General features: G+C 71.4%; 13 protein-coding genes. 5 read left to right on the forward strand and 8 right to left on the reverse strand.

What is annotated here, in order from left to right; translation table 11 throughout:
- Window positions 1-206: 206 nt before the first annotated feature.
- From QOZ89_RS42965 to QOZ89_RS42975, 3 genes are all read right to left on the reverse strand, one after another.
- On the reverse strand, window positions 207-1817 hold the full coding sequence (locus tag QOZ89_RS42965) for an FAD-binding oxidoreductase (RefSeq protein WP_312629927.1): 1611 nt from the start codon (window positions 1815-1817) through the stop codon (window positions 207-209).
- Between the two features lie 209 nt (window positions 1818-2026).
- Entirely contained in the window at window positions 2027-4516 is a 2490-nt protein-coding gene (locus tag QOZ89_RS42970; protein ID WP_312629929.1) for a serine/threonine-protein kinase, read from the reverse strand.
- A 223-nt stretch (window positions 4517-4739) separates the two neighbouring features.
- Window positions 4740-7289, reverse strand: a complete 2550-nt coding sequence (locus QOZ89_RS42975) for a serine/threonine-protein kinase (protein ID WP_312629931.1) — start codon at window positions 7287-7289, stop codon at window positions 4740-4742.
- Between the two features lie 790 nt (window positions 7290-8079).
- Here QOZ89_RS42975 and pgi point away from each other — a divergent pair.
- Together pgi and QOZ89_RS42985 are read left to right on the forward strand one after the other, a co-directional pair.
- Window positions 8080-9783, forward strand: a complete 1704-nt coding sequence (gene pgi / locus QOZ89_RS42980) for a glucose-6-phosphate isomerase (protein ID WP_071046242.1) — start codon at window positions 8080-8082, stop codon at window positions 9781-9783.
- A 271-nt stretch (window positions 9784-10054) separates the two neighbouring features.
- Window positions 10055-10438: an STAS domain-containing protein gene (locus tag QOZ89_RS42985; RefSeq protein ID WP_071046243.1), complete on the forward strand. Its 384-nt coding sequence runs from the start codon at window positions 10055-10057 to the stop codon at window positions 10436-10438.
- 23 nt (window positions 10439-10461) lie between these two features.
- Here QOZ89_RS42985 and QOZ89_RS42990 read toward each other — a convergent pair whose 3' ends face one another.
- Window positions 10462-10893 (reverse strand): hypothetical protein, encoded by a 432-nt coding sequence (locus QOZ89_RS42990; protein ID WP_071046244.1) that lies wholly within the window; start codon window positions 10891-10893, stop codon window positions 10462-10464.
- Between the two features lie 801 nt (window positions 10894-11694).
- On the opposite strand from QOZ89_RS42990, the gene QOZ89_RS42995 reads away from it, so the two are divergent.
- Window positions 11695-13782, forward strand: coding sequence for a hypothetical protein (locus tag QOZ89_RS42995; protein WP_241841414.1), 2088 nt, complete (start codon window positions 11695-11697; stop codon window positions 13780-13782).
- 71 nt (window positions 13783-13853) lie between these two features.
- Here QOZ89_RS42995 and QOZ89_RS43000 read toward each other — a convergent pair whose 3' ends face one another.
- Genes QOZ89_RS43000 through QOZ89_RS43010 form a run of 3 tightly spaced genes read right to left on the reverse strand, consistent with a single transcriptional unit; the run spans window position 13854 to window position 18387 of the window.
- Complete coding sequence (locus QOZ89_RS43000; protein WP_241841417.1) at window positions 13854-15020, reverse strand: hypothetical protein; 1167 nt, start codon at window positions 15018-15020, stop codon at window positions 13854-13856.
- Window positions 15021-15049: 29 nt separating this feature from the next.
- Window positions 15050-17131 carry a right-handed parallel beta-helix repeat-containing protein gene (locus tag QOZ89_RS43005; RefSeq protein ID WP_083417984.1) on the reverse strand — a complete coding sequence of 694 codons (2082 nt, stop codon included), beginning with the start codon at window positions 17129-17131 and terminating at the stop codon, window positions 15050-15052.
- Entirely contained in the window at window positions 17128-18387 is a 1260-nt protein-coding gene (locus tag QOZ89_RS43010; RefSeq protein ID WP_071046246.1) for a glycosyltransferase family 2 protein, read from the reverse strand. Before QOZ89_RS43010 ends, QOZ89_RS43005 begins: the two co-directional genes overlap by 4 nt.
- A 490-nt stretch (window positions 18388-18877) precedes the next feature.
- Between QOZ89_RS43010 and QOZ89_RS43015 the strand changes: the two genes are divergently transcribed.
- Both QOZ89_RS43015 and QOZ89_RS43020 read left to right on the forward strand, forming a co-directional pair.
- Complete coding sequence (locus tag QOZ89_RS43015; protein WP_312629939.1) at window positions 18878-20200, forward strand: UDP-glucose dehydrogenase family protein; 1323 nt, start codon at window positions 18878-18880, stop codon at window positions 20198-20200.
- Window positions 20201-20223: 23 nt separating this feature from the next.
- On the forward strand, window positions 20224-21183 hold the full coding sequence (locus QOZ89_RS43020; protein WP_312629941.1) for a polysaccharide lyase: 960 nt from the start codon (window positions 20224-20226) through the stop codon (window positions 21181-21183).
- A 294-nt stretch (window positions 21184-21477) separates the two neighbouring features.
- Here the strand turns inward: QOZ89_RS43020 and QOZ89_RS43025 are convergent, their stop codons facing one another.
- Window positions 21478-24705 (reverse strand): ATP-binding protein, encoded by a 3228-nt coding sequence (locus QOZ89_RS43025; protein ID WP_071046248.1) that lies wholly within the window; start codon window positions 24703-24705, stop codon window positions 21478-21480.
- Window positions 24706-24917 lie beyond the last annotated feature (212 nt).

The raw sequence follows: 24917 nt of genomic DNA on the forward strand, positions 1-24917 counted from the left end.
AGCGTGACGTACCCGGTCTGGCGCGGAGGCGTGCCTCCGCGGAGGCCCGGCCCACGAGCGAAGCGAAGTGGGTTGGGCCGCAGCGGAGGTCGCCGCAGCGCACGTGAGCGCAGGAGGACACGGCGCGGAGGTCCCTTGGGAGCGAAGCGAGTAAGGGGCCGTAGCGCCGTGCCCGCACGGAGCGAACCAGAAACAGAGCGAACCAGTTATACAGGGATGCTTTGGGGGAAGCGGAAGAGGTTGTCGGGGTCGTAGTGGGTCTTGACGGTGCGCAGGCGGGGGAGGTTCGCGCCGTAGTAGGCCTGTGCCCAGTCGGTGAGCTCGGGGTCGATGTAGTTCTGGTAGGCCTGCGCGGAGACGTGGGGGGCGGCCGCGGCGACGGTGTCGCGCAGCCATCGGCCGTTCGCGTCGACCACCTCGGCCGAGGCGCCGGCCGGGTAGCCGCCGAAGTACTGGATGCTGGCGATCGCGTCCCGGTGGACGAATGCCGTCTCCGCCGGGCCGACCCGCCCGATCGCGCCGCCCCAGGCGTCCAGGATGATCCCGCCGCTGGCGGTGGCCAGCGGGTCGCGTTGGCGTTCCTCGATCATCCGGACGAGCACCTCGTTCCCCGCGGGGGCGAGCGGCGCGAGCAGGATCGACGACGCCGCGCGCTGGCCGGGCCTGCGCGCACCCGCTCGGATCCCGGCCGTGCTGCCGCATTCGCCGCCGCTCGCCGAGCAGCCGCCCTCGATGCGCATCGCGGCCAGGTGGTCATGCTCGGTGATCGACGTTCCCGCGGGCGATGCCGAGCGCACCGCCGCCCGCAGATCGGCGAGCGGACCGGACAGCCCTGCCCGGACGCCCGCGAACACCCCGCTGATCCGCAGCGTCGGCGCGGAACCGCCGGGCACCGAGCCCGCCACCAGCGTCGACCACAGCTCGTCCGGCATCGCGCCGAGCTTCCCGGTGACCCAGTCCTGCCACGCGGTGAGCACCTCCTGCGCCGCCCCCCAGGGCCAGCGCAGCGAGAACAAGGTCAGTGAGCGGGCGGCGTGGGTGGCGAACCGGAACGCGGTGACGATCCCGAGGTTGCCGCCCCCGGCCCCGCGCAGCGCCCAGAACAGGTCGGAGTCGTGGTTCTCGTCGACCCGTACCGTCTCGCCGGAGGCGAGCACCACGTCGGCGCCCGTCATGTGGTCGCAGGTCAGGCCATACAGCCGGCCGAGCACCCCGACCCCGCCGCCAAGCGCGAGCCCGGAGATACCGACCGTCGGGCATGATCCGCCTGGGATCGCCCGCTCGACGCCCGCCAGGTCGGTATATACCTTGATCAGCCGGGCGCCGGCGCCGATCGTCGCGACGCCATGGTCGTCGACGCTCACCTGGTTCATCCGGGTGACGTCGACGACCAGTCCCTCGGTCGTCGAGTAGCCGCCGTAGCTGTGCCCCCCGCAGCGGGCGGCCAGGCCCACCCCGGTCGCCCGCGCGAACCGGACCGCGGTGGCCACGTCGTCCTGGTTCGCCGCGTAGGCGACACCCTGGGGGCGGACGGTGTCGAAGGCCGGGTCGAACAGGGCCCTCGCGGTGTCGTACTCGCCGTCGCCGGGCCGCACCAGCTCGCCGGTCAGCCGTGCCGCCAGCGTGTCCCAGCTCTGCGTCGGATCAAGTGACGGCGACGGCCCGGGCGGGCTCGCCGTCGCGCTCGGGCTGGGAGTTGGCGCGGGCGAGCCGTCCGAGGAGCAGCCGGCGAGCAGGCCGCCGCCGCCGACGGCCGCGCCCCCAAGTACCGAGAGCCCCAGCCGCAGCGCGGTGCGCCTGTCCGGTACGACCTCCATGTCCGGACCTTAACCGCGCATACCCCCAGGCCACAGGCCGTTCGCCCGGCTTGTCGGCGCGATGGCTTCGGGCCGGCAAGTGACAGGCGGTCGATCGTCCGTGATGAGCCGGCGACCATGTGTGACGGATGTCCGACCCGCACCCGGGCGGATGTCCGACCCGTGCGCGGTGGTCAGCCAACCGTGCGGGTCGGGCGGCGTACCTGGCGCTATGTCGCCGGCGGGACCACCAGGGCACGCACGATGTGGTCGTCCGGGTCGATCCGGACGAGGGTGGATTCGTAGTACAACGTGGCATAGACCGCGCCGGACGGGTCGACGATGATCGCGTCCACGCTGCCCAGGTCGGCCTGGGTCGCCAGTGTCCCGTCCAGGCCGCCGGAACCGGACGAGCCCACGCCCGCATACGTGGTGATGACGCCGTCCACACCAATTCTGCGGATCTTTCCGTTGGACTGGTCGGCGATGTAGAGCGAGCCGTCGCCGCCCAGGGCAACGTCGATCGGGTCGTAGAGCAGCGCCTTCGCGGCTGGGCCGCCGTCACCCGTGTCGCCACTTGTGCCCGCGGTGCCGGCGACCGTGCTGATGATGCCCGCTGGAGTGATCTTACGGACGGTCTCCAGGTTGTCGTCGGAGACGTAGATCGTTCCGTCGTCCGCGACCGCGAGCCCGTTCGGCGAGGGCAACGTCGCCTTCGTCGCCGGCCCGCCGTCGCCCTCGCGGTTACCGGCGCTGGAGCGGCTGGCCGCGCCGGCGACCGTCGAGATCAGGCCATCCTTGGTGACCTTCCGGATCCGGTTTCCCTCGGCGATGTAGACCGAGCCGTCCGGGCCGATCGCCAGCGCGGTGGGCCCGTAGAGCGCGGCCTTGGTCGCCAGGCCTGAGTCCACCGTGAAACCGTCCTCGTCAGCGCTGGCGCCGGCGAAGACGAACGCCTGGCCGGCGGGCGTGATCCGGTAGACCCGGTTGGCGCCATAGTCGGCGATGTAGCGGGCGCCGCCCGGCGCGACCACCACCGCCCGCGGATCCTTCAAGGCGAGCGACAGCGCGGAGATCCCGCTGGCGGGGATCGGGGCGGGGCTGGGCGGCGGGGTACTCGTCTCGGCCGACGGCGTACCCGACGGCTGTGCGGCCGGCGGGCCGATGCCGGCGATCTTGCGCAGGGTGCCGTCGGGGCTGAGCTGGTACACCGCCGCGGTGCCTTCGGACGCGTCGGAGGCGGCGACGAAGATCGAGCCGTCCTCGGCCAGGCCGATCCCCCCGAGGTACCCACCGCCGGTCAGCACCCGCTGCTCGCCGGCGTACCCGGCCTTCGCGCCGCCGTGGCCGCCGCCGGTGGCCAGGACCAGGCCCACGACGAGCGCCGCGACGCAGACAACGCCCACCCCCGCGGCGATGAATGCCGTCCGGCGGCGCGCGCCGGGGCGGGCGCGCCGACGACGGCGAGTCGGCGCGAGCGCGGGGGAAGCCGGGCCCGGCTGCGGCGGGAAGCCCGCCGACCCGCCAAGGCCGGGGGGCGGGGTGCCGTTCGCCGGGTAGGGCTGCCACCCGCCCGGGCCTGGCTGACCGACGGAAAACTGCTGGCCAGGCGGCGCGGGTGTCGTCGGGGTGGGCGGCGGCGTGCCCAGCGGGGTGGAGCCCGGTGGCGTGATGACGGTCGGCTGGGCCAGGTAGTGCGCGGGCGTCGTCCAGGCGCCGGAGGGAGCGGGCAGCGTGTCACCGAGGCGATGGCCCGCGGCCGTGAGGACGTCGTCGGGCAGCCGGACGGGCACCCCCGCCGTCGCGAGCCAGCCGGGGCCGAACACGGCTGTCGTGGCGGCGGCCAGGTGCAGGGCCAGCTCGTGCGCGCTCGCGGGTCGCTCGGTCGGGTGCTTGGCCAGCGCGGCGAGCACCACCGCGGCCAGCGGCGCCGGCACCTCCGGCAGCGGCTGAGGCGGCACGGACAGGTGATGGTGCAGCAGCGCCGGCACCGCGAGCCCGCGCGGGAACATCGGCCGGCCGGCGAGCAGCTCGTAGAGCACGATGCCGAGGGCGTAGATGTCGGTGCCCGGGCCGAGCCTGCTGCCCTCGATCTGCTCGGGGGCCATGTAGCGCGGGGTGCCGACCAGGCCGGTCGTCGTCACCGCCGTCGTCTCAACGATCTTGGCGATACCGAAGTCCGTGACCTTCGGCACGCCGGACGCGTCGAAGAGCAGGTTGTCGGGCTTGACGTCCCGGTGCAGCACGCCGATCTGGTGCGCGGCCGCCAGCGCCGTCGCGGCGGCGAGGCCGACCGCGCAGCCCGCCCGCGGGTCGAGGCCGCCGGCGGCCATGCGCGCGCGCAGGCTGCCGCCGGTGAGCTGTTCCATGACGAGCAGGCACAGGCCCGCGTGCTCCACGTAGTCGTAGACCCGGACGATGTGCGTGTGGTCCAGGCCGGCGAGCACCCGGGCCTCGGAGAGGAACCGGGAGCGCAGGTCGGACGACTGGTCCCCGCCCGAGCCGAACACGCCGCCACCGGGCCCGGACAGGACGCCGCCGCCCGGCCCACCGCCGCTGCCGGAACCCGTGCCGGATGCCTCGGGGTCGAGCAGCACCTTGACCGCGACGGCGCGGCCCATCAGCCGGTGGCGCGCGGCCAGCACCGCGCCGAAGCCGCCTCGGCCCAGCTCGGCTCCGATCTCGTAGCCAGGCAGCGCGGTGGCGATCAGGTCAGGCATGGGTGTCGGCATCGTCGGGGCTGCTCCATGCTCCAGGCGTCTGTGCTCGGGCGACGGGTGGTCGAGGCCGCGGTGGTCCGGCGGTAGCGGGTCGGACAGGCACCGCGGCTCAGGCAGGCACCGTGGTTCAGGCAGGCACCGTGGTTCAGGCGGTGCCGGGTTCCAGGACGGCGTAGGGCGCGTACGGAAGAGGATCTCCGCACGCGCCCGTGGCCGCGGCTGCTCAGCTCTGTCGGGCGATGGTGGTGATGGTTCCGTTCGGGTCGATCCGACGGATCACGTTGTTGCCGTTGTCAGCGACGTAGATGGCTCCGTTGGCGTCGACGACCACCGAGGTCGGGTCCTTGAGCTGGGCCGCGTTCGCCTGGCCGCCGTCCCCGGTGTAACCCTCGGCGCCGGTGCCGGCGATGGTCGTGATGATCCCGTCCGGGGTGACCTTGCGGATCGTCTCGCTGCCGTAGGCGCAGATGTAGACGGTGCCGTCGTGGCCGAGGAACACGTCGGGGATCGACAGCGTGGCGCCGGTGGCCGGGCCGCCGTCGCCGGTACGCCCGGTCTCGCCGTTGCCGGCGAAGGTGCTCACGGTGCCAGTCTTGTCGATCTTCTGGACGGTGTCGCTGCCCAGGTTGGCGAAGTAGATCGTGCCGTCGTCGGCCAGGCCGATGCTGTTCGGGCCGTCGAGCTTGGCCTGGGTAGCCGGGGTCGGCGTACCGGTGTAGCCCTTCTCGCCGGTGCCGGCGATCGTGGTGATGATCCCGTCCGGGGTGACCTTGCGGATCCGCTGGTTCTCGTAGTCGGCCAGGTAGAGGGTGCCGTCGGCCGTGACCGCGATGCCCTCGACGCCGTTGATCTGTGCCTGGGTGGCCGGGCCGCCGTCGCCGGAGTAGCCGGCCGTGCCGGTGCCGACCACAGTCGTGATCTTGCCGGTCTTGTCGATCTTGCGTACGCGGAAGTTCTGCGTGTCTGGGATGTAGAGGTTGCCGGCCTTGTCCCAGGCGACCCGGCCGGGGCCGTACACCTGTGCCGCCGTGGCCGGGCCGCCGTCGCCGGAGAAGCCGTCCTTCGCGTTCCCGGCGATCGGGGTGACGGTCCCGTCCTTGGCGATCTTGTGAACGATGTGGGTGTCCAGGTTGGACACGTACAGCGCGCCGTCGTCGCCGATGCTGAGGTCGTATGGGGCGAGATTCGGAACCCTCAGCGTCTGGCCCGCGTAGCCGACGGCCTCCGCGGGCAGCCGGTGGGTCCGGTCGGGAAACGCCTCGGACGAGCCGTCGTCGCCCCCTCCGCCCCCTCCGCCGCCACCGCTGGACGCCGCGAGCACGATGGCGGTCGTGAGGCCCGCGATAAGCACGAAGAGCAGCATCGCGACGATCCAGGTCGCTCGCGCCGAGAGCCCGAACAGCCCCTTCTTGTCGTTCGGGCGCGCCCGGTGCGCCGGCAGCGGAGGCTGGGGCTGGGGTCGTGGCTGCTGGAGCCGTGGCGGCGGGAGCGGCTGGTTCGTCCTCTGCCAGGCGCCGGCGGCCTGCGGCGGGTAGCCGGGGCTGGCCAACGGCGCGGACAGGGGAGTCGGCCCCGGAGTGTTCGACGGTGGCGCGGGGGTCACCGGGCGCGGGGCCGGGGTGGGCGGCGCCGGCCAGTTCCCGGAGCCGCCCGGCTGCGTGAACGGCCGCGGGGTCGGTATCGGCTGGCTGGGCAGGGGCGGCCGGCCGGGTACCTGCTGCCCGGGCCCGGGCGGGAAGGCCTGACCGCCGCCGGGCAGGTTCGGGCGCAGCCCGTACGGCTGCCCCTGGACGTAGCCACCACCGGGGCGGGGCCCCACCGGCGGCGGCGTCGCCGGGCCGCCGGGGCGGAGCTGCGGGCCGGCGGGTGGCATGGGGAAGGGCGGGTTCGGGGTTGACGACGTGCCCTGCGCGGCCTCGCGGATCTCGTCGTCGACGCGGATCTTGACGTCGGACCTGGCGAGCCAGTTCGGGCCGAAGGTGCGGACACTGGCGCGCGCCAGCTCCAGGGCGAACTCGGTGGCGTCGCCGTAACGGGCCATCGGGTCCTTGGCGAGGGTGCGCATGATGACCGCGGAGACCGGCGTCGCGACGTTGGTCAGCGGATCCGGCACCACGTTCAGGTGGTGGTGGGTGAGCGGCTGCACGCCCATCGGCTTCCCGAACAGCGGCCGCTCGGCGATCATCTCGTAGAGCACGCCGGCCAGCGCGTAGAGGTCGGTCGACGGGAACAGCCGGCTGCCGAGGATCTGCTCGGGCGCCATGTAACGGGGTGTGCCGAGGATCGCGCTCGCGGTCGTCTCGGCGCCGTCGAAGATCTTGGCGATGCCGAAGTCGGTGACTTTCAGCAGCCCGCCGCCGTCGAACATGATGTTGTCCGGCTTGATATCCCGGTGCAGGACGCCGGCCGCGTGCGCCGTGGCGAGCGCGGCAGCGCCCGCGATGCCGACCGCGCAGATGGTCTCCTGGCTGATCTTCCCGGCCTGGATGCGCTGCTTGAGCGTTCCGCCGGAAAGGAGCTCCATCACCAGCAGGCACGTGCCCTCGTGCTCGACATAGTCGTGCACGCGCACGATGTGCGGGTGGTCGAGCTCGGCGAGCACCCGCGCCTCGGCGAGGAAGCGAGCGCGCAGCTCCGGGTCGTCGGAGGTGTCAAGGAGGATCTTGATAGCGACCTTACGGCCGATAAGCCGGTGCTGGCCGGCGAGCACAAGGCCGTACCCGCCCTTACCGAGGTCACCTTCGACCTGGTAGCCGGGGAGGGCCGCCTCCACCAGAGAACGATCGATTAGCAAGGTCTGGTCCCGTTCGCCGCCGGCCACTTCACGCGGAAGTACAAAACACGAAGGCCGCGCCCGGGCCGCAAACACACCCTTCGTCGTGTACCCGGCGATACTACGGCCTGGTACCCCCGGGATCCCCCCTGGCGGGGGTCAGTTGGTGGGCGTCGGATGTCCGACACGGTGTGCACCCATCCTCTCGCCTGCGCCGGAGCGAGTCCGTCGGCTGATGAGCGGGGTCCGGTGGCGAGCCGCCTCTGGGTGCGCGCGAAACACGGCTACCGTCGCGCGCCTATGGGCTGTCACCCACGGGCGAGTCTCTCGACCGGGAACGGACGACCGGCTCGGCGACGTCCCCCGCTTGGCCGTCGGGCGGTACCGGAGACTGAGCGCTCCGACGGCGCCGAGTCCCGCTGGGTCCTCTTCAGGGCCAGCCTTCCGCGGGTCCCCGCCGACTGGCTGCCGAACGGTGTGGGCGCCGAGCCCCCGGCGGCGCTTCTTTCGTGCCTGCCCGTCCGCGGGGTCCCCCGGGGTTCCTGCCGGATCGGCGACAGGTCCCTGCTCGATCGGCGGAGCCGGTCGGGGAGGTAAGCGATCTGGGAGGTCTGCTGGGAGGTCGGCGATCTGGGAGGTCCGGATTGGCCGCCGAGTGTGCTCGAGGTCTGGCACGCTGGCACGCTGACACGCGTCAAGTCCCACCTGGTCAATCGGTGGGGGAGGCGGCATGGAGACTGGCGCTAGCAGATCTCAGCGGGCAGGTCTGGAACCGAAGGGTGGTCGCGCGATGCCGAGTTCACTGCCGAGCTCCGAGCCCTCTCACCTGGATGGCGAGCCGGTCGTCATCACACGGACACCGGAATGGGCGGCGTTGCGAGCGCATCACGCCGAGCTGGCTGGTGCCGGCCTGCGCGCGCTGTTCGCCGCGGACCCGGGCAGGGCCGACACGCTGTCGGTGGAGGCCGACGGCCTGTACCTGGACTACTCGAAGAACCTCCTGACCGCCGAGACCGTCCGGCTGCTGGTGGCGCTCGCCGAGCGGGCCGGGCTGCCCGCCCGGGTCGAGGCGATGTTCACCGGCGAGAAAATCAACACGACCGAACACCGCGCGGTGCTGCACGTCGCGTTGCGGGCCCCCGAGGGCGAGACCATCGAGGTGGACGGCGCCGACGTCGTCCCTGGCGTGCACGCGGTGCTCGAGAAGATGTACGCCTTCGCCGACCGGGTCCGTTCCGGAGTGTGGACGGGCGCCACCGGCCGGCATATCCGCGCCATCGTCAACATCGGTATCGGCGGTTCCGACCTCGGCCCGGCGATGGCCACCGAGGCGCTGCGGACGTTCGCTGACCGCTCCCTGACGAGCCGGTTCGTGTCCAACGTGGACGGCTCCGACATCTGGGAGGCGACGCACGACCTGGACCCGGCCGAGACGCTGTTCATCGTCTCGTCCAAGACGTTCACCACCCTGGAGACCATCGCGAACGCGCGGACCGCCCGAGCCTGGCTGGTGGCGGCCCTCGGCGAGGACGCCGTCCGGCACCACTTCGTCGCGGTGTCGACGAACACCCAGAAGGTCGCCGAATTCGGCATCGACACGGCGAACATGTTCGAGTTCTGGGACTGGGTGGGCGGCCGGTACTCCATGGACTCGGCGATCGGCCTTTCCCTGGCGGTCGCGATCGGGCCGGAGAACTTCCGCCAGCTGCTCGCCGGGTTCCACGCGATGGACGTACATTTCCGCACCGCGCCGCTCGACCGCAACCTTCCGGTCCTGATGGGGCTGACTGGTCTGTGGTACCGCGACTTCTTTGGCCTGCAGACGCATGCGGTGCTGCCGTACAGCCACTACCTGAGCCGTTTTCCGGCGTACCTCCAGCAGCTGGACATGGAGAGCAACGGCAAGTCGGTCGACCGCGCCGGCCGCCCGGTCACCATGGACACCGGGCCGGTCGTCTGGGGAACCCCGGGCACGAACGGCCAGCACGCCTACTACCAGCTGCTGCATCAGGGGACGACGGTCATCCCCGCCGACTTCATCGGCTTCGTCGCCCCGCCGCACACCCACGTCGGCGGGAACGGTGCCGACGACCAGCACGTGCTGCTGATGGCCAACTTCTTCGCTCAGACCGAGGCGCTGGCGTTCGGGAAGACCGCCGCCGAGGTCGCCGCCGAAGGGGTGGCACCCGAACTCGTGCCGCACAAGGTCTTCACCGGTGACCGGCCGACGAACACGCTGCTCGCGCCGGCGTTGACCCCGTTCACCCTCGGGCAGCTGATCGCGCTGTACGAGCACAAGGTCTTCACGCAGGGGACGATCTGGGGGATCAACAGCTTCGACCAGTGGGGCGTCGAGCTGGGCAAGGTGCTCGCGGGCCGGATCATTCCGGAGCTCGCCGCCTCCGGCGAGCCGGAGCTCGCGCATGATGCCTCGACGAACACCCTGATCCGCCGCTTCCGCGCCGGCATCCCAGCGCCCATCGCCGCCGGCTGACCCCAGGGGTCCCCGCCAGTTCGCCCTGGGCCGGTCCGCCTGTCCGGCGGCGGTCTGGAGCGAATCGGCGGGAGACCGCGGCCGGTGACCCTGCTTGATGGCAGTTCCGCGGGCCGAGTCGCTGTGGCGGAGTCGGGGCGTTAGGTACTTCCGGGTCTTTGGCCCTTTGCCGCATCGCTGCGCGCTGAGGGCTCGACGACGAGTCCCCATGTTACTCTCCGTAACCATCCTGCCGCGGGTGGAGCCGGCGGCCAGGGGATCGGGGGGTGAGATGCGGGTCGACGCCGGGGCTCTGCGGATGACGGTGCACCGCGACGCGCGGGGCGGCGAGGACGTGCTCATCGAGCTCGTCGGCGAGCTGGACGGACCTGGCCGGCGCTGCCTGCGCGACCAGGTCGGCGATCTGCTTGGCCGCGGCGGCTGCACGGTGACGGTCGACGTGAGCGGTCTGCACCGGGTGGACATCCCGGCGCTCGCCGCGCTTCTGCGCGCGGATCTGCTGTTGCGGCGTGTCCACGCCATGCTGGAGGTCCGCGCGCCGACGCCCGCGTTCCTGGAGCTGGTCGCGGCGACCGGCCTGACCGGCCGCCTCCGCGTCGTCCCGGCTCAGCCGGCCCTCCCGGCCGAATCGCGCATACCCGCCGATTCGCCGTAGGCCGGTCGGTCCGGGGAAGGCTCCTAGGAGTAGCCGGCCTCGGCTCGTCTGGACAGTGCGCCGGCTTCGACGGTCCGGACCGCCGAGTGGGTGAAGGCTCGCGCCGCGTCGCCGGGCGCCAGGTTGGCCGTCACGAGATCGACCGGCATGAGATGGAGGGTGTGGCGGTGCCCGGCCGCGACCGGCCTCTCGGCGCCATCAGCTGTCGGCCCGACTGGTCTTGTTGGCCCGTTTGGCCTGTTTGGCCCGTTTGGTATGGCGGCCGCGGCGACGGTTGGCGCGGGCATGCCCTCGTTGCCGAGAGTCGTCTCCTCGCCGCCGCTGGGTACCAGGCGCAGGGCGGGCCGCCCGGAGCCGGTCAGCCGGCGCTCGACAGCGTTCATCAGCAGCATGACGAGCATCATCAGCAGCGGGAACCCAACCACGAGAACGGCCGCCGGCGCGGTTACCTCCACCTGAACCCCCTGAAAGACCTGGTACTAAAAGAAGGCGTGTTCCTTGCCCCGGTGGGCGCGGACCGCGACGAGGTAGCCCATTCGTCAGCTACCCACCGTTGCCTCTTTGTCACTCTGCAGTACCAGACTCACCCATGACGAGTTAGCCTCTCCGCGCGTACCGCGTGAGGTAGCCGTAAAACCGAGGTGGTACCGAATGCCGGCGTCAACCCGATCTCACCGGCTCCGCCCCGACCTGCCCGTCCGTCCGAGGAAGCCGCGGTCGGAGAAGACGCCCGCCCCTGCACGCTCTCACCGCTGAGACGACTCGGCAGCCCGACCGCTGCCGCCGCCCGGAACCTCCGAGCCCGCCCCACCGACGCCGACCCGCCGGTGTGACGAAGGATGCACCGGCTCGCCAGACCTGCCCCACATCGCCCGTTCGATCCCAGCCACCTCCTCAGCCCCTACCTGGCGTGACGTAGTGCTGGTGAGCAATCCGCGCAAACCAGCCACAGCTACCGCCGCCATATGCCAGGGCCCGGAACCACGCGGGGAGGGCGCCCAGCGCCCGACAGACGTCCCGTGGGCTCGGATGTCCAGCCACAGCTGGTGACGGCGCATTGGCGCAGTACCTACCCAGCCACCTCGTCACCCCGGTCCCAGCTCTACCACCGCCATATGCCAGGGCCCGGAACCACGCGGGGAGGGCGCCCAGCGCCCGACACGGGGCGAGCGCGCCCAGCGCCTCGCCCCGACAGGCGGTGCCCGGCGGCGGGCGCGGAGCGTCCGGCCGCGGGACCGCCGTACCCTGCCCTCACCATGTCTGCGTCGTTTGGCTCGTATGAAGGCCACGGTCCGTACGAGGACCGTTACGAGCGTGCGTATGGCTCGCATGGCTCCCCGGCCGCCGAGCCGCCGTCACCGTGGGTGGTCGACGCGGCCCCGCCGGCCGATCAGCCCAGCGCTCCCACCCCCGGGCGCTCGGGGCCGGTGACGGACTGGCGGCTCGCGGTCGACGAGTTCGGCCGCCCGATACCACCTCCACCGTCGGTGTCACGTCCCCAGGTGCCCGGCGAGCTCTCGGGGCCGCCGCTGCCACCCGCGCCGGGCGCTCCGGCCGCCGTGCCGCCCCTGTTCCGGGGCCCGTCGGCCTATGGCGTGCAGCCGGTCCATTCCACGCCCGTGCCGCCATCCGCGTCGCCGTCGCCCGTGCCACCCATACCGGTCGCGTCGTCGCCCGCGTACCAGGAACCGATCTTCCACCCGTCGGCTCCGCCGCGGTACCCAACCGCGTACGGAAACCCATCGCCGTCCACGGAGCCCCACCTGGGCGAGCCTTTTCCGGTGATCCCCGGGCCGGGTACGTGGCCGCCTGACGACACGTCGTTCGACGCGGTGACCATCCGGGCCGTGACGGCGGACGCGCAGACGGCCGCCGCGCCGTACGCCGCGCTGCCCGCGGTGTCGATGCCGGCCGGTGTGGCGCCCGCGTCCGTGCCGGTGCCGATCGGGAACACCGGGGTGGGCCTGACCGCCGTGGACGACGGCCCGATCGACCTCGGCGGGCCGCTTCCGGCCTACCAGGAGTCACCATCGCCTCCCGAGTACCCGACGTCTTCGTCCACGTCGTCCTACTCACCGTCCGTGCCGTCGTACCCGTCGCAATCCCCGACGGCGTCGCCGGCGGGGTGGGACGTGGTCGTCGACGACGTCGTGCTGGGCGAGCGCGGCCGCCCGGCCGCCCCCGTGCCGCCCGCCGACCGGTTCGCGACGGCCGGGCCATCCGACACGTCCGTCCAGGTCACGGCGGCCGGTTCGTCGGCGCCAGGCGGACCGGTGGTGACAACTGGGCCGCTGGCGGCCCGCGGCGCCGAGGTCACGGTCGACCCGGCCGTCGCCCGTGACCCGTCCGCGTCGTCGGCATCCGCGGTCACGGTTGGCCCGGTGGTCGGGGGCGCCGCCACCGTGCCGCCGCCGTTGCCTCCGTTCGGGCTCGAAGCCACCCGCGCGGCGGCCCCCGTGGCGCCGCTGGTCGCGCCGAGCTCGCCGGCTGGGCCGTCGTCGTCGCCGGCGGCGGCTCCGTCGCCTGACGCCCCACCAGCCCCCGCGCCGGCGTCCTCAGCTTCGTCGGACCCGATGTGGCCGGTCGTCATCCAGTCGGCCCCCGTTCCAGCCTCTGGTGCGCCATTGCCCGCGGCGTTGCCAGCCCTGCTGGCGGAGCTGGCCGCGAAGGCTGCCGCCGCGGCCGAGGCGATGGGCACGGTCGACGACGCCGTCTGGGGAGTGTCGGCGGGGCCCGCGACCGGGCCTGTCCTGGTCCAGTCCTTTCGCGAGGTCACCGGGGATCCCGTCGGATCGGCGGAGCCCGGAGTTCCCGGCGGACCCGTGACGGGGTCCCTCCCAGATCAGCGAAGCCCGGGGTTCCTGCCGGATCCGGGGTCCCTGCCCGATTGGCGACAGGGTCCCTCCCGGATCGACGGAGTCGATCTGGGAGGTCAGCGATCGGGGAGGTCTGCTGGCAGGTCGGCGATCTGGGAGGTCGGCCGGGAGGCCCGCGAGGGGCGGCCGAGCCACGGGGGCGCTGAACATACGGCCGCGCGCCGTGTCCCCGGTCAGCCCAGCAACGGGGAACGAGGGGTCAGCGAGGAGGATCTCGCCGCCCGGTACGTGGTGGTGCGCGAGCAGGTCGACTACGCCCTGGCGGAGATCGCGCTGGCACGGGCCGCCTTCCGGCGGGCTAGCGAGGACGACGGCCCCGGCTGGCCGTTCCGCGACAGCGAGCTGGACGTGCTGCGCCGCCCGGCGGTCGCCCACGCGCTGGCCCGCGAGCTGGCGGGCGTGGAACGTCTGCGGGTCTGGGCTCAGGAGCTCTACTGGCTCCAGGAGCAGCACCGCGGCTTCGGGTAGGTCCACGCCGAACACGAAGGCGCTCTGAGCTGACTGGCGAGCCAGTCAGCTCAGAGCGCCCGTCGCGGTGGTCAGCCCGAGGCGCAGGTGATGTTCGACAGGCCCTTCCCCGCGCCGGTCACCTGGTTGTCGCAGCCGACGATGTTCAGGGTCTCCTTGCCGTCGTGGATGTAGACGCCGAAGCCTTCGCCGTCCACCGTCAGGTGGTTTCCGCGGATGGTGTTCTGACGGCCCCAGCCCTCTTCGACCACGTGCGTCTGAATGCCGTCCTTGATGGAGCCGCCGTCGGTCGAACCGGTGTTGTTCTCCACCAGCCAGCCGTTTCCCTTGACGTCGATCCACGAGTCGGCCGCGACCATTCCGACACCGCTGAGCCTGTTGCCGCTGACGACGCCGCCCTCCGTGCCTTCCTTGATGTCGATGTTCTCCGAGGTGGTGCCGGCGATGTCGTTCCCGATCACCGAGTTGCGGTTGCTGCGGTCGGGCTGGCAGTTCGTGTACGTGCACCAGTTGCTCGTGGCGCTACCGACGTAGATGCCCTCCCCGAACTTCTCCGAGCGGTTGCCGGTGTCGCGGACGACGTTCCCGATCACGATGTTGTCGGTGCTGGCGGTACGCAGGTGGATGGCCTCGTCGCCGATCTGGCTGACGTGCAGCGACGCGATGATCGAATGATGGACGGAATCGGCCACGACGCCCTTGCGCCCGGCACGGAGGCTGAACCCGGCCACCCGGACCCAGGACACCTTGTTCAGATACAGCAGGTACTTGGCGTCGTCCTCGCCGTCGATGACGGCGTCCGGCGAGCCGCACAGCCAGATCGGGCTCGTCTCGGTGCCCGAGACCGTGATGCTGAAATCGCCGACGTAGCGGCCGGCGGCCATCCGGATGATGGTGCCAGGCTGGGCCGCCTTCAGCGCCGCCGTCAGTTCGTCCGCGTCGTGCACGGTGGTGCCGCCGCCGGCGGGGCAGGTGACCTTTCCACCGGCCGGGGCACTCGGGGCGGAGCCACCGGCTCCCACGGGGCCGCCGCTGGCGTGCCCCTTCCCGTCATCCGAGCCCTGCAGCGCGCTCGGGTTCGGCGAGGCCGCCGGCACCGAGGCGAACTCGGTGGGTCGGTCGTCGCCGTTGCCGCCGCAGGCCACGGCGGTCAGCGTGGCGGCGACGACCAGTGTGGCCAGTCGAAGGGCCCGGCCGCGGCGAACCCGGGCGGACGAGCGGTCCCGCGGCATCGACATGGCGATCACCGATGGTCTCCCTGTCATGATCAGTCACGCCATCTCCGCCGACCGGAGGGCGGGTCGCCATCCGGGCTGGCGCGATGGCTTTCGGCGTCGCGCGGTCTGGGTGGAGCCGTCTGTGTCGACATGCGTGGCGTGAAGTAGTCCGTCGGCGAGTCATCCTCCTGGCCCGGTCCCGCGACGGACGCCGGCGCGGGGTGGGTACCGTCGTTCGCGCCGGGCGGTCCTTTGCGTTGCACGCGCAGACTCATCAACGTCGGCTCGGAGTCGACCGGAACGTGGCGGGACGGGCCGCGGACCGCTCGCTGTTCGACCGGCACGTCGTACTGCCGGGGTGTCCGTGATCTGGGCACGGTCCTTACGGGCTCGGGCACGCGGTCGCCGGTAGCGGCCCGGTCGCGGGCCGCCGCCATGATCAGCTCCTGCTGGGATCGCGGCCGCATGGTGCCGTCGGTCATCCGCCGCAGCAGCAGCTCCGACTCGGGATAGGGATGCGACGCCGGCCGCTTCCTCGCCCGCCGGCGGCTCCACCAGCCGAAGACCGGCAGCAGCACGACCAGGCCCCAGACCAGGAGCGCCGGGTGCTGCTCAATGAGCGTGTACCAGTGGTGAGGCTTCAGCGACACCCATCCACCGGTGTTGTTGCTGCGGACCTCACGGGCGCTCATTCCCAGCGCCTTGCGGATGTCGATCGCCCGCCATCCCCGCCCGGCGAGTGTATTGTTCTGGATCTTTGTGTCGGTGGCCTGGCCGCGAATCGTGATCGCGAAGTCCTTGGCGCCGGTCACCTGGTTGCGACTGAGGATGTTGGTCGTGGCGTCCTGAACGACGATGCCGCGCTGGCTTTCGGTGATCGTGTTGTTCACCATCGCGGTGCGCCGTGCGTCCGGGCCGACCTGGATGCCGGTCTCGCTGGAGCCGTTCACCTTGTTGTCGGTGATCTGAGTGCCGTTCGCGCCGCTCTTGACGATGATGCCGACCTGACTGCCGGAAACATTGTTGGCCCGGACGACGGAATTCTCACCGCCGACCACCCGAATCCCGTAGCGCCCATTGCCACTGACGGTGTTGCTTTCGATCAGGGTGTCCTTGATCTGGTTGACCTGGACGCCGGTCGCGGTCGCCACGACCCCGAGCCCGCGGCCGTCGACCGTGATGCCGTCGCCGCTGTTGTCGGTGACCGTGCTGCGCATGACCCGCGATCCGGAGGCACGGTCAATGGTCATGCCGTCGCCATGGTTGCGCGCCGCTGTGACCCCGGAAATCAGCGTGCCCGTCGCGTCTCGATGGACACCGAGCCCGGAGCGTTCGTTGTCCTCCAGCCGGACATCGATCATCTGGATGCCCTCACTGCCGGAGATGTAGGCACCGTAGATGTTGTTCCGGAACACCGAGTCGGCGGCGCCGCCGGTGCTGGGCTCGCCCTTGCTCCCGGTCCAGGCGATGCCGCCGGTGCGCCCCGTCCAGAACCCCAGACTGCTCGCGTCGACGTTCCGGACGATGAGTTCACCGCCCATCGTCCGGATGTAGGACCGGCCGTCGACGGTGGTGGTGTCCGGCCGCAGGTTCTGCACGTCCCAGCCGACGATGCGCAGCTTGCGGTCCGGCGACGCGCCGACGAACTCCATCGCGCCACGCCAGGCAGCGACGGTCGCGAAACCGCTGGGACCACTGGCCAGCCGGAGGTCACCGGCCAGTGAGCTGACCACGAGGCGGGCCTGGGGCCCGACGAGCACGTTCGCCGTGAACAGCACCGCTCCGTCCACTTCGCGGCGGCCGCCACCGGCACTGATCACCTCGGCCACCGTGTAGGGCTCCGCCCGCGCCGGGAGCAGCACAGTCGGCAGGCTGCCCGCCGTCTCGACCAGTGTCGGCTTGGTGAGCACACCGAAGCGTTCGAACATCGTCCGTAGGCGGATGTCCTCGGCGTCGACCAACACGGCCTGCTTCTTCGCGTCCGCCGACGAGACGGGGGGAAGAGGCTGTACGGAGGACGCCCGCGCGGGCAGCGCGGTCAGGACGACGGTCGTGACCGCGGCGCTGGCCAGCAGGCCCGCGACCATTGTTCGCGGGCGAGGGACCGGTCGGCTTCGCCGGGAGGCGGTCATCGGGCACCCGCGGTGGCCGTCCCGGGCACGCCGGTCCTGGTGGAGGCGTCCGTCTGCCCCTCGCCACCGAGCATGTCGGAGCGTCTGGTCAGCCAGCCCTGCTTGTTCATGGAGACAAGCGCCCACGCCTTGATCGGTAGCGCGATGACAATGATCATCAACACGGTCAGCGGGAGGACGAAGATGTCTCGCGGGTTTTCCTTAAGGTGCGAGAAGCCGCGGATGGCTCGGCCGAGCAGGAGCCAGCAGATCGCGATGATGGGCGCGTTTGCCTCGGGCCGGAACATCCACAGTGTGAAGTAGGTGATCGCCACACCCATGGTCACCGGGGTCAATATGATCTGGAGCACGCCGACCTGCGTGATGAGTGGCTGGCGCCAGAGCCAGCCCTTGTAGATCGCGGTGAGGTAGGTGCGGTAGGAGTTACGGCTCCACCTGACCCGCTGCTTGATGAACGCCCGCAGGCTGTCCGGGAACATCGACATGGCCCGGGCCGTGTCCTGGTGCACTGTCTTGTACCCGGAGGCCAGTACCAGCCAGGTAAGCCGGCCGTCGTCGCCGGCGATGCAGCGGCGTCCGAGGAAGAACTCGTGCTCGAGGTTGTGCAGGACGGGCGCGACGGCCGAACGGCGGTACGCCGCCGTCCGCCCGGACAGGCAGGCCACGGCGCCGACCCGTCCCTGTGCCGGCACGTAGTCGAGGTACCGGATGTCCACGAGCCAGTTGGCGACCCGCCGCCACACGCTGCTGCGCGGCTCGTAGACGTTCTGCCGGGTGCCGACACCGCCGATCTCCGGATCGACGAACGGCATCTGCACGGCCGCCAGCAGGCCGGGCTCCCAGGCGGTGTCCGAGTCGCAGAGCACGATGACCTCGGAGGTCGCCGCCGAGACTCCGACACCGAGCGCGGAGCGCTTGCCCTCGTGGACGAAGGGGATCACCCGAACCTTCGGGTCGGCGCGGCGGTCGAGCAGCTCGATCAACGTGGTGTCCTCGACGTCGGGCACGATGATGATCTCGGTCGGGTCCTGGGCCAGCCAGGTCTTCAGGCAGCGTTCGAGGACTTCCGGGTCCTCGCGGAAGGACGGCACGACGACCGACGTCGTCGTCCGGAAGTTGTTCCGTACGGGTCGGTACCGCATGGAGAGCACGCGTCGACTGAGCCACACCACCCATGAGATGACACCGGCGATGCCGATCGGTACGAGACTTCGGTGGCTGGATATGAAATCAATCGCCGTGTTGAGCCATTGCATTGTCGCGGGACCCCCCCAAATGCGACCTGTGATCGGCCGGCCACGCGCCTTGGCTGGCCAAAGATTTTCGACCTTGGTCGGTCGTTGGTCAACCCTTCTCTGGTGGACGGCAGCAGGCTAGCAGTGGTGTCGGCCGCTCCTCCGTGCACGGCGTTCGCCGTGGTTTCTGCTCAGCAATCACCATCTCTCTGAGAACTCATTCGGCCACGGAGCGAAGAAATTTTTTGCGTGTTGTGAAACGATGGTTCTCGCGTAGTCTTCATAATTAAATCCGAGCAAGGTCCTGTGTCTGAAATCATCGCCCCCCCTCAGCCGGTGTCCGGCCGGCCGAGGGCGTTTGGCACCATGCCCCATCGAGGTCGTCCGGCTCGTTGATCCGCGCACGAATGATCGTGGCGGCCGACCGCCTTACGTTGATGGGGGGAACGCGATCGTGCTATCTGACACGGCGGTTTCGCGAGGAGATGGTCCGGCGGCGTCTGGTCCGCTGGTGACGAAGGTCAGCGTGGTGGGCACCGGCTACCTGGGTGCCACGCACGCGGTGTGTATGAGTGAGCTGGGCTTCACCGTCGTCGGCCTGGACGTCGACGAGGCCAAGGTGGCGAGCCTCGCTTCGGGGGTCGTGCCGTTTTTCGAGCCCGGGCTCGAGGAGCTGCTGCGCAAGAACCTCGAGTCCGGTCGGCTGACCTTCAGCTCCTCCTTTGAGGACGTCGCCGACGCGGACGCGCACTTCCTGTGCGTGGGCACCCCACAGCGGGCCGACTCGCCGGCGGCCGACCTGCGCTACCTCGACAGCGCGATGGATGGTCTGTTGGCGGCCGGCCTCAGGCCGGGAGCGCTGGTCGTCGGCAAGTCGACGGTGCCCGCGGGGACGGCCGCGCGGCTGGCCGCCCGACTCGCGGCCGAGGCGCCCCAGGCGAGTCTTGGCTGGAACCCGGAGTTCCTCCGCGAGGGCTTCGCGGTCGAGGACACCCTGCGGCCCGACCGCCTCGTCTTCGGCGTGCCGACGGATGACGGTGGCCGGGCCGAGGCCGTCCTGCGCGAGATCTACGCCCAGCCGCTCGACGCCGGCACCCCGCTGATCGTCGCCGACTTCGCCACCGCCGAGCTGGTGAAGGTCGCGGCGAACTCCTTCCTCGCCACGAAGATCTCGTTTATCAACGCGATGGCCGAGGTCTGCGAGGCGGCCGACGCGGACGTGACGGTCCTGGCGAAGGCGCTTTCCTACGACACCCGGATCGGCGGCCGATTCCTCGGGGCCGGTGTGGGTTTCGGCGGGGGCTGCCTGCCCAAGGACATTCGTGCCTTCCAGGCCCGGGCACAGGAGCTGAATGTCGGGCGGGCGGTCGCGTTCCTCGCCGAGGTCGACGCGATCAACCTCCGGCGTCGGGCGCGCGTCGTGGAGCTGGCGACCGAGGCGGTCGGTGGCGATGTGAACGGGAAACGAGTGGCCGTGTTCGGCGCGGCCTTCAAGCCGAACAGCGACGACGTCCGGGACTCACCGGCGCTCGACGTGGCCAGCGCGCTGCACGACGCGGGCGCGGTGGTCACGATTTGCGACCCGGCCGCGATTCCGAACGCCCGGCGCCGCCATCCTGAACTGCGGTACGAGCTGAACGCGCTCGAGGCGGCGCTGGACGCCGACGTGGTGCTGCACCTGACCGAGTGGGCGGAGTTCCGCGAGATCGACCCCGCCGTGCTGGCGTCCGTCGCCCGCAATCCGGTCGTCATCGACGGGCGTAACACCCTCGACCCGGCGCGCTGGCGGCGGGCCGGCTGGAGCTTTCGCGCGCTTGGCCGGCCGACCTTGTGAGGCTCCAGGGACAGGAGACGCGGTTGCGCGGCGGAATGACCCGGCGGGAGCTGATGCGCTCGTCGGCCGCTGGCGCGCTGGGGCTGGCGGCGACCGGCCTCAGTGGTGTGCTGGCCGCCTGTGGTCCGGGCATGGGGCAGGTCGATCCGGCGAGCGAGACCCTTCCGCCGGACACGGCGGCGCCGGGCGCGGTGTCGACCACGCCGGGGAGCGCTCGCCACACGCTCGCCAGCGCGACCGTCGCCAGGCAGTTCTTCGGCGAGAAGCTGGTCCCGACCACCCGGTCCAGCTTCGGCCTTGACCTGGCCGAGGTGCTGCCGTCCGATGACAAGCGCTTCCCCTCTTTTCTGCGGGTGTCGATTCCGTCGGACGTCACGAATCCCGAGGAGGCGCGGATCTACCAGGATGGGGCCACCTACGGCGGTATTCAGATGTTCGTTGACCACACGTTGCGCTCGCCGTACGAGCTGTACATGCGGTATTACGTGAGATTTCCTCAGGACTTCGAGTTCGGGAAGGGTGGACGTCTCCCCGGCTTCTTCGGGACGATCGTGAAGAACCGTATACGCACGGAGACCTTGCGTAGCGGCTTTGCCACCCGGTTCGCGTGGCGAGACGGCGACTTCGGCCTGATATACGCGAACACGGCCCGCTCCGACCACCCGGTCAACACCGTGGGTAAGGCCTCTTGGCGCTGGCCACGAGGGCGGTGGGTCTGCGTCGAGCAGGGCGTGAAGCTGAACTTCGAGGGGTTCGCCGACGGGCTGATGCTCATCTGGATCGACGGCCAGCTCGTTTACAAGGACCAGCAGTTCAACCCTCGGATCTCCAACGATCTGAGGACCGGCGGTTTCCTGGTGACGGCCACGTTCGGCGACGGCGGCGCGACCTTCAAGCCGGCCTCGCCGCAGACGATCGACCTGGCTGGCTTCGCCTATGACGTGAAGCGCCTCAACCCGCTTCCGAAGCCCGAGGACGGGTAGCCGCCGGCCGCGCTCGCGGACCAGGCGACGCCGAGAGCCCCAGCCAGGCATGACCGCGAAGTCTTCCTCCCGCAAAGGGCCAGTACGGTTCGCAACGTTCAAGCGCTCCGCAACCGAGCTGGCCCGGAGGCGCACCTCCGCGGAGGCCCGGCCACGAGCGCAGCGAAGTGGTTGGGCCGCAGCGGAGGTCGCCGCAGGGCACGTGAGCGGAGGAGGACGGCACGCGGAGGTCCCGTGGGAGCGAAGCGAGTACGGGGCCGGAGCGTGCCGCCCGGACGGAGCGAACCAGCCAACTCAGTGCGGCGGGGCCAGCATCACGACGGTGGCGGGGCCTTCGAGGCTCTCGAAGGCTCGGTTTGCCAGCGCCGCGCCGGTGACGTTGCCCTTGCGGTGGTAGCGCTCGAGCGCGTCCGCCAGGCTCATCGCCGCGTCGTCCTTGCGGTCGGCGCGGTGCAGCACCTCGGCGCGGGCGAGCAGCGCGGTGGCCTGGCAGTCGAAATCGTCGGTCTTCCCGGCGAGATCCACGGCGGTGTCGGCGAAACGCAGCGCCTCCGCCTCCCGGCCGCGGATGGCCAGCAGCCGGGCGTGGACCCCGCACCAGCCGGCCTGCGCGGGCAGCTGGTCGGTGGCGGCCGCGTCCCGGCAGCGGGTCACGTATTTGCCGGCCTCGTCGAGCCGGCCAAGCGCCAGCATGACCTCGGCGAGCGCCGCGGCCCTTGTCGCCAGGTACGCCCGCTCACCCATCCGGGACAGGTGCCGGCAACTGCGGCGCAGCTCCCGTTCGGCGGTCGTCAGGTCGTCGGCGAGCAGCGCCACCCTGGCCACCACGAACCCGCTGTGCAACGGGTCGAAACGCGGGCCGCGCAGGTCCCAGACGATCTCCTCGGCGTCCTTGAGATGGGCCCGCGCCCCTTCCAGGTCGCCGGCCATGGCGGTGAGCACCGCCAGCTGAGCGAGCAGCGCCCGCCGCTGGCCGCGGTCGTCGCCCGCGTCCACCAGCGCCGCCGTCGCGATCGTGATCGACTCCCCGACCGGTCGTGGCGTCCAGCTCAGCAGGCTGGTCAGTTCGCGGCGCAGCGACTGGGCCGCCCGCGGCACGCCCGAGTCCTCGGCGTGCTGGACCGCCATGTCCATCGCCTTCTCGGCCGCGGCGTACTGGCCGGCCGCGGTGTAGGCGGCGGCCTGGCTGCGGCAGGCCAGCGCCGCGCCGACCTCGTCGCCCTCGCGGACGAAGTCCGCCAGCGCATCGCCCGCCTCCTCCAGGGTGGTGGCGACCAGCCCGTCCGGCTCGGTGGAGAACAGCACCCGCAGGTGCGCGAGCCGCGCGTGCGCCCGCAGCCCGTCCTCGCCGGCTCGCCGGGCCCGCTCGGTGACCTGGCGCAGGATCCGGTCCGCGTCCGAGAGCCGGCCGAACGAGTACAAAGCCCAGCCCAGGTCGATCTCGGCCCGCAGGCGCAGCGGGTCCAGCTCGGGCAGCAGCACGATCGCCCGCTTGAGCAACTGGGCGGCGCCCATCTCGTCGCCCTGGCGGACCCGGTCGGCCGCCTCGATCAGGCAGGTCGCGGCCTGCCGGCCGAGCTCGACGGTCGCCGCGTCGCGCTGGCCGAGCTCGACCCGGTAGCGGTAGGCCTGCTCCAGGTGGTAGCCGACCAGCTCGTCGTGCTCGCCCGGGCCGCCCAGCATCCTGGCCTGCAGCCAGCGGGCGAACCGCTCGTGCAGATCGGCCCGCTGCCGCTTGGACGTCGCCTGGTAGGCGCAGTCGCGCAGCAGCACGTGCAGGAACCGGAACGCCTCGACGCCGGGCAGGTCGGAGCGGTCCGGGTGGACGAGCTCCTTGCGGACCAGCGCCAGGCAGTGCGCCGCGACGTGGGGCTGTTCCTCCGGCTCGGACAGGTCGACGACGGCGTCCAGGTAGAACCGGTTGCCGACCACCGCCGCCCGCTCCAGCACCCTGCGCTCGGCGGCGTCGAGCCGGTCGAGCCGGGCGGCGAGCAGCGCGGAGATGGTCGGCGGGACCTTGACGTTGCGCAGGCTGCTGGTGGCCGTCCAGCGGCTACCGTCCCGGCGCAGCAGGCCATCGTCGACCAGCGCGGCGACCATCTGCTCGACGAACAGCGGGTTGCCCGCCGCCGACGAGGTGATCCGGTCGACCAGCAGCGGGTCGAGGTCGTCCGAGCCCATCAGGCTGCGGATCAGCCGTTGGCAGCGTGCCTCGGTGAGCGGCTGCAGCAGCATCGACGTGGCGTTGAGCTTGCCGCCGCCCCACTGCCGGCGTTCCTCGAGCAACTCGGGCCGGGTCAGGCACAGCAGCAGGATCGGGGCGTCGCGTGACCAGTCGGTGATGTGCTCGATCAGGTCGAGCAGCGTCGGCTCCGCCCAGTGCACGTCGTCGAAGCAGAGCACCAGCGGGCGGCGTTCGGCGAGCGCCTGGAAGAACGTGCGGACCGCCCAGAAGCTCTCCTGGGTGCTCACCTCGGCGCCACCGAGGCCGACCAGCGGGGCGAGCGCGGCGACCACCTCGGCCGCCCCCGCTACCCCCAGCTCGTCGAGCAGCTCGCGCAGCCGGCGCTTGCCCTCCGACGCCGGCGAGTCGGCCGACACCCCGGTGGCCTGGCGGACCATCTCCATCAACGGCCAGTAGGCGATGCCCTCGCCGTAGGACAGGCAGCGCCCCCACAGCACCGTCGCCCGGTTCGACACGCCGTCGCAGAACTCCTTCACCATCCGCGACTTCCCGATGCCGGCTGGGCCGAGCACCGTGAACAGATGGCAGATGCGTTCCTCGACGACGGCCTCGAAGGCGTCCTGGATGCGTCGGCGTTCCCGGTTACGGCCGATGACCGGTGCCGCGAGGCTCAGTGACGGCGTGCGGCTGCCGGGTCCGGCGGTCGGGTCGACCAGGGCGACCAGCCGGTGCGCCCGCAGCGGGTCGCGCTTGCCCTGGACGACGAGCGGGCCGACGGGGTCGACGGTGACGCTGGGCCGGATCAGCCGGTGGGTGTTGTCGCCGATCAGGATCTCGTCGGGGGCGGCCGCCTCCTCCAGCCGGGAGGCGACGTTGACCGGGTCACCGGTGACCCCGCTGCCGGCGACGGTGACCTCGCCGGTGTTGATGCCGATCCTGATCCTCAGCCCGAGGCCCCAGTCGCGGCGCAGATCGGCGTTGAGCTCGCGGATCCTCGCCCGGATGTCGAGCGCGGCCCGCACCGCCCGCAGCGCGTCGTCCTCGTGCAGCACCGGGATGCCGAAGACGGCGAACACGGCGTCACCGATGAACTTCTCGACGGTGCCGCCGTGGGAGTAGATGACCTCGCGGACGTTGGTGAAGAACCGCCACATCACCTGCTGCAGCGGTTCGGAGTCGATGTTCTCGCCGATGTGGGTCGAGCCGGTGATGTCGACGAACATGATCGTTACTGTCTTGCGGGTCCCGCTGCGCGCGGTGGGCAGGGGGTTCCCACAGCTGGAGCAGAACCGGGCGCGGTCCGGGTTCTCCTCCAAGCATGTCGGGCACGCCACCATGTGCCGGATGGTAGGCCGATCGGGTGGCCTGACGGCAGGGGATCTCGGTATCGGTCGCTCGCGTCGTGACTCGTCCCACACCGGTTCCTCCTGGGGGGTACTCCACGGCCCGTCGCCGGGAGTTACCGGTTTGCCTGCTGATGATCCCAGGAACAACGGCCGTCGGGCGCGCGAAGGAAGATCGTTTTCGCGTGCCCTTTGGCCCTCCAGGC

It is taken from the genome of Pseudofrankia coriaricola, assembly GCF_032027725.1.
Classification (GTDB): Bacteria; Actinomycetota; Actinomycetes; order Frankiales; family Frankiaceae; genus Pseudofrankia.

Excerpts from the sequence above, each read along its gene's own strand:
- QOZ89_RS42965 (WP_312629927.1), bottom strand. The coding sequence starts at position 1,817 with ATGGAGGTCGTACCGGACAGGCGCACCGCGCTGCGGCTGGGGCTCTCG.
- QOZ89_RS42970 (WP_312629929.1), bottom strand. The coding sequence starts at position 4,516 with ATGCCTGACCTGATCGCCACCGCGCTGCCTGGCTACGAGATCGGAGCC.
- pgi (WP_071046242.1), top strand. The coding sequence starts at position 8,080 with ATGCCGAGTTCACTGCCGAGCTCCGAGCCCTCTCACCTGGATGGCGAG.
- QOZ89_RS43000 (WP_241841417.1), bottom strand. The coding sequence starts at position 15,020 with ATGTCGATGCCGCGGGACCGCTCGTCCGCCCGGGTTCGCCGCGGCCGG.
- QOZ89_RS43005 (WP_083417984.1), bottom strand. The coding sequence starts at position 17,131 with ATGACCGCCTCCCGGCGAAGCCGACCGGTCCCTCGCCCGCGAACAATG.
- QOZ89_RS42985 (WP_071046243.1), top strand. The coding sequence starts at position 10,055 with ATGCGGGTCGACGCCGGGGCTCTGCGGATGACGGTGCACCGCGACGCG.
- QOZ89_RS42995 (WP_241841414.1), top strand. The coding sequence starts at position 11,695 with ATGTCTGCGTCGTTTGGCTCGTATGAAGGCCACGGTCCGTACGAGGAC.
- QOZ89_RS43010 (WP_071046246.1), bottom strand. The coding sequence starts at position 18,387 with ATGCAATGGCTCAACACGGCGATTGATTTCATATCCAGCCACCGAAGT.
- QOZ89_RS43025 (WP_071046248.1), bottom strand. The coding sequence starts at position 24,705 with ATGGTGGCGTGCCCGACATGCTTGGAGGAGAACCCGGACCGCGCCCGG.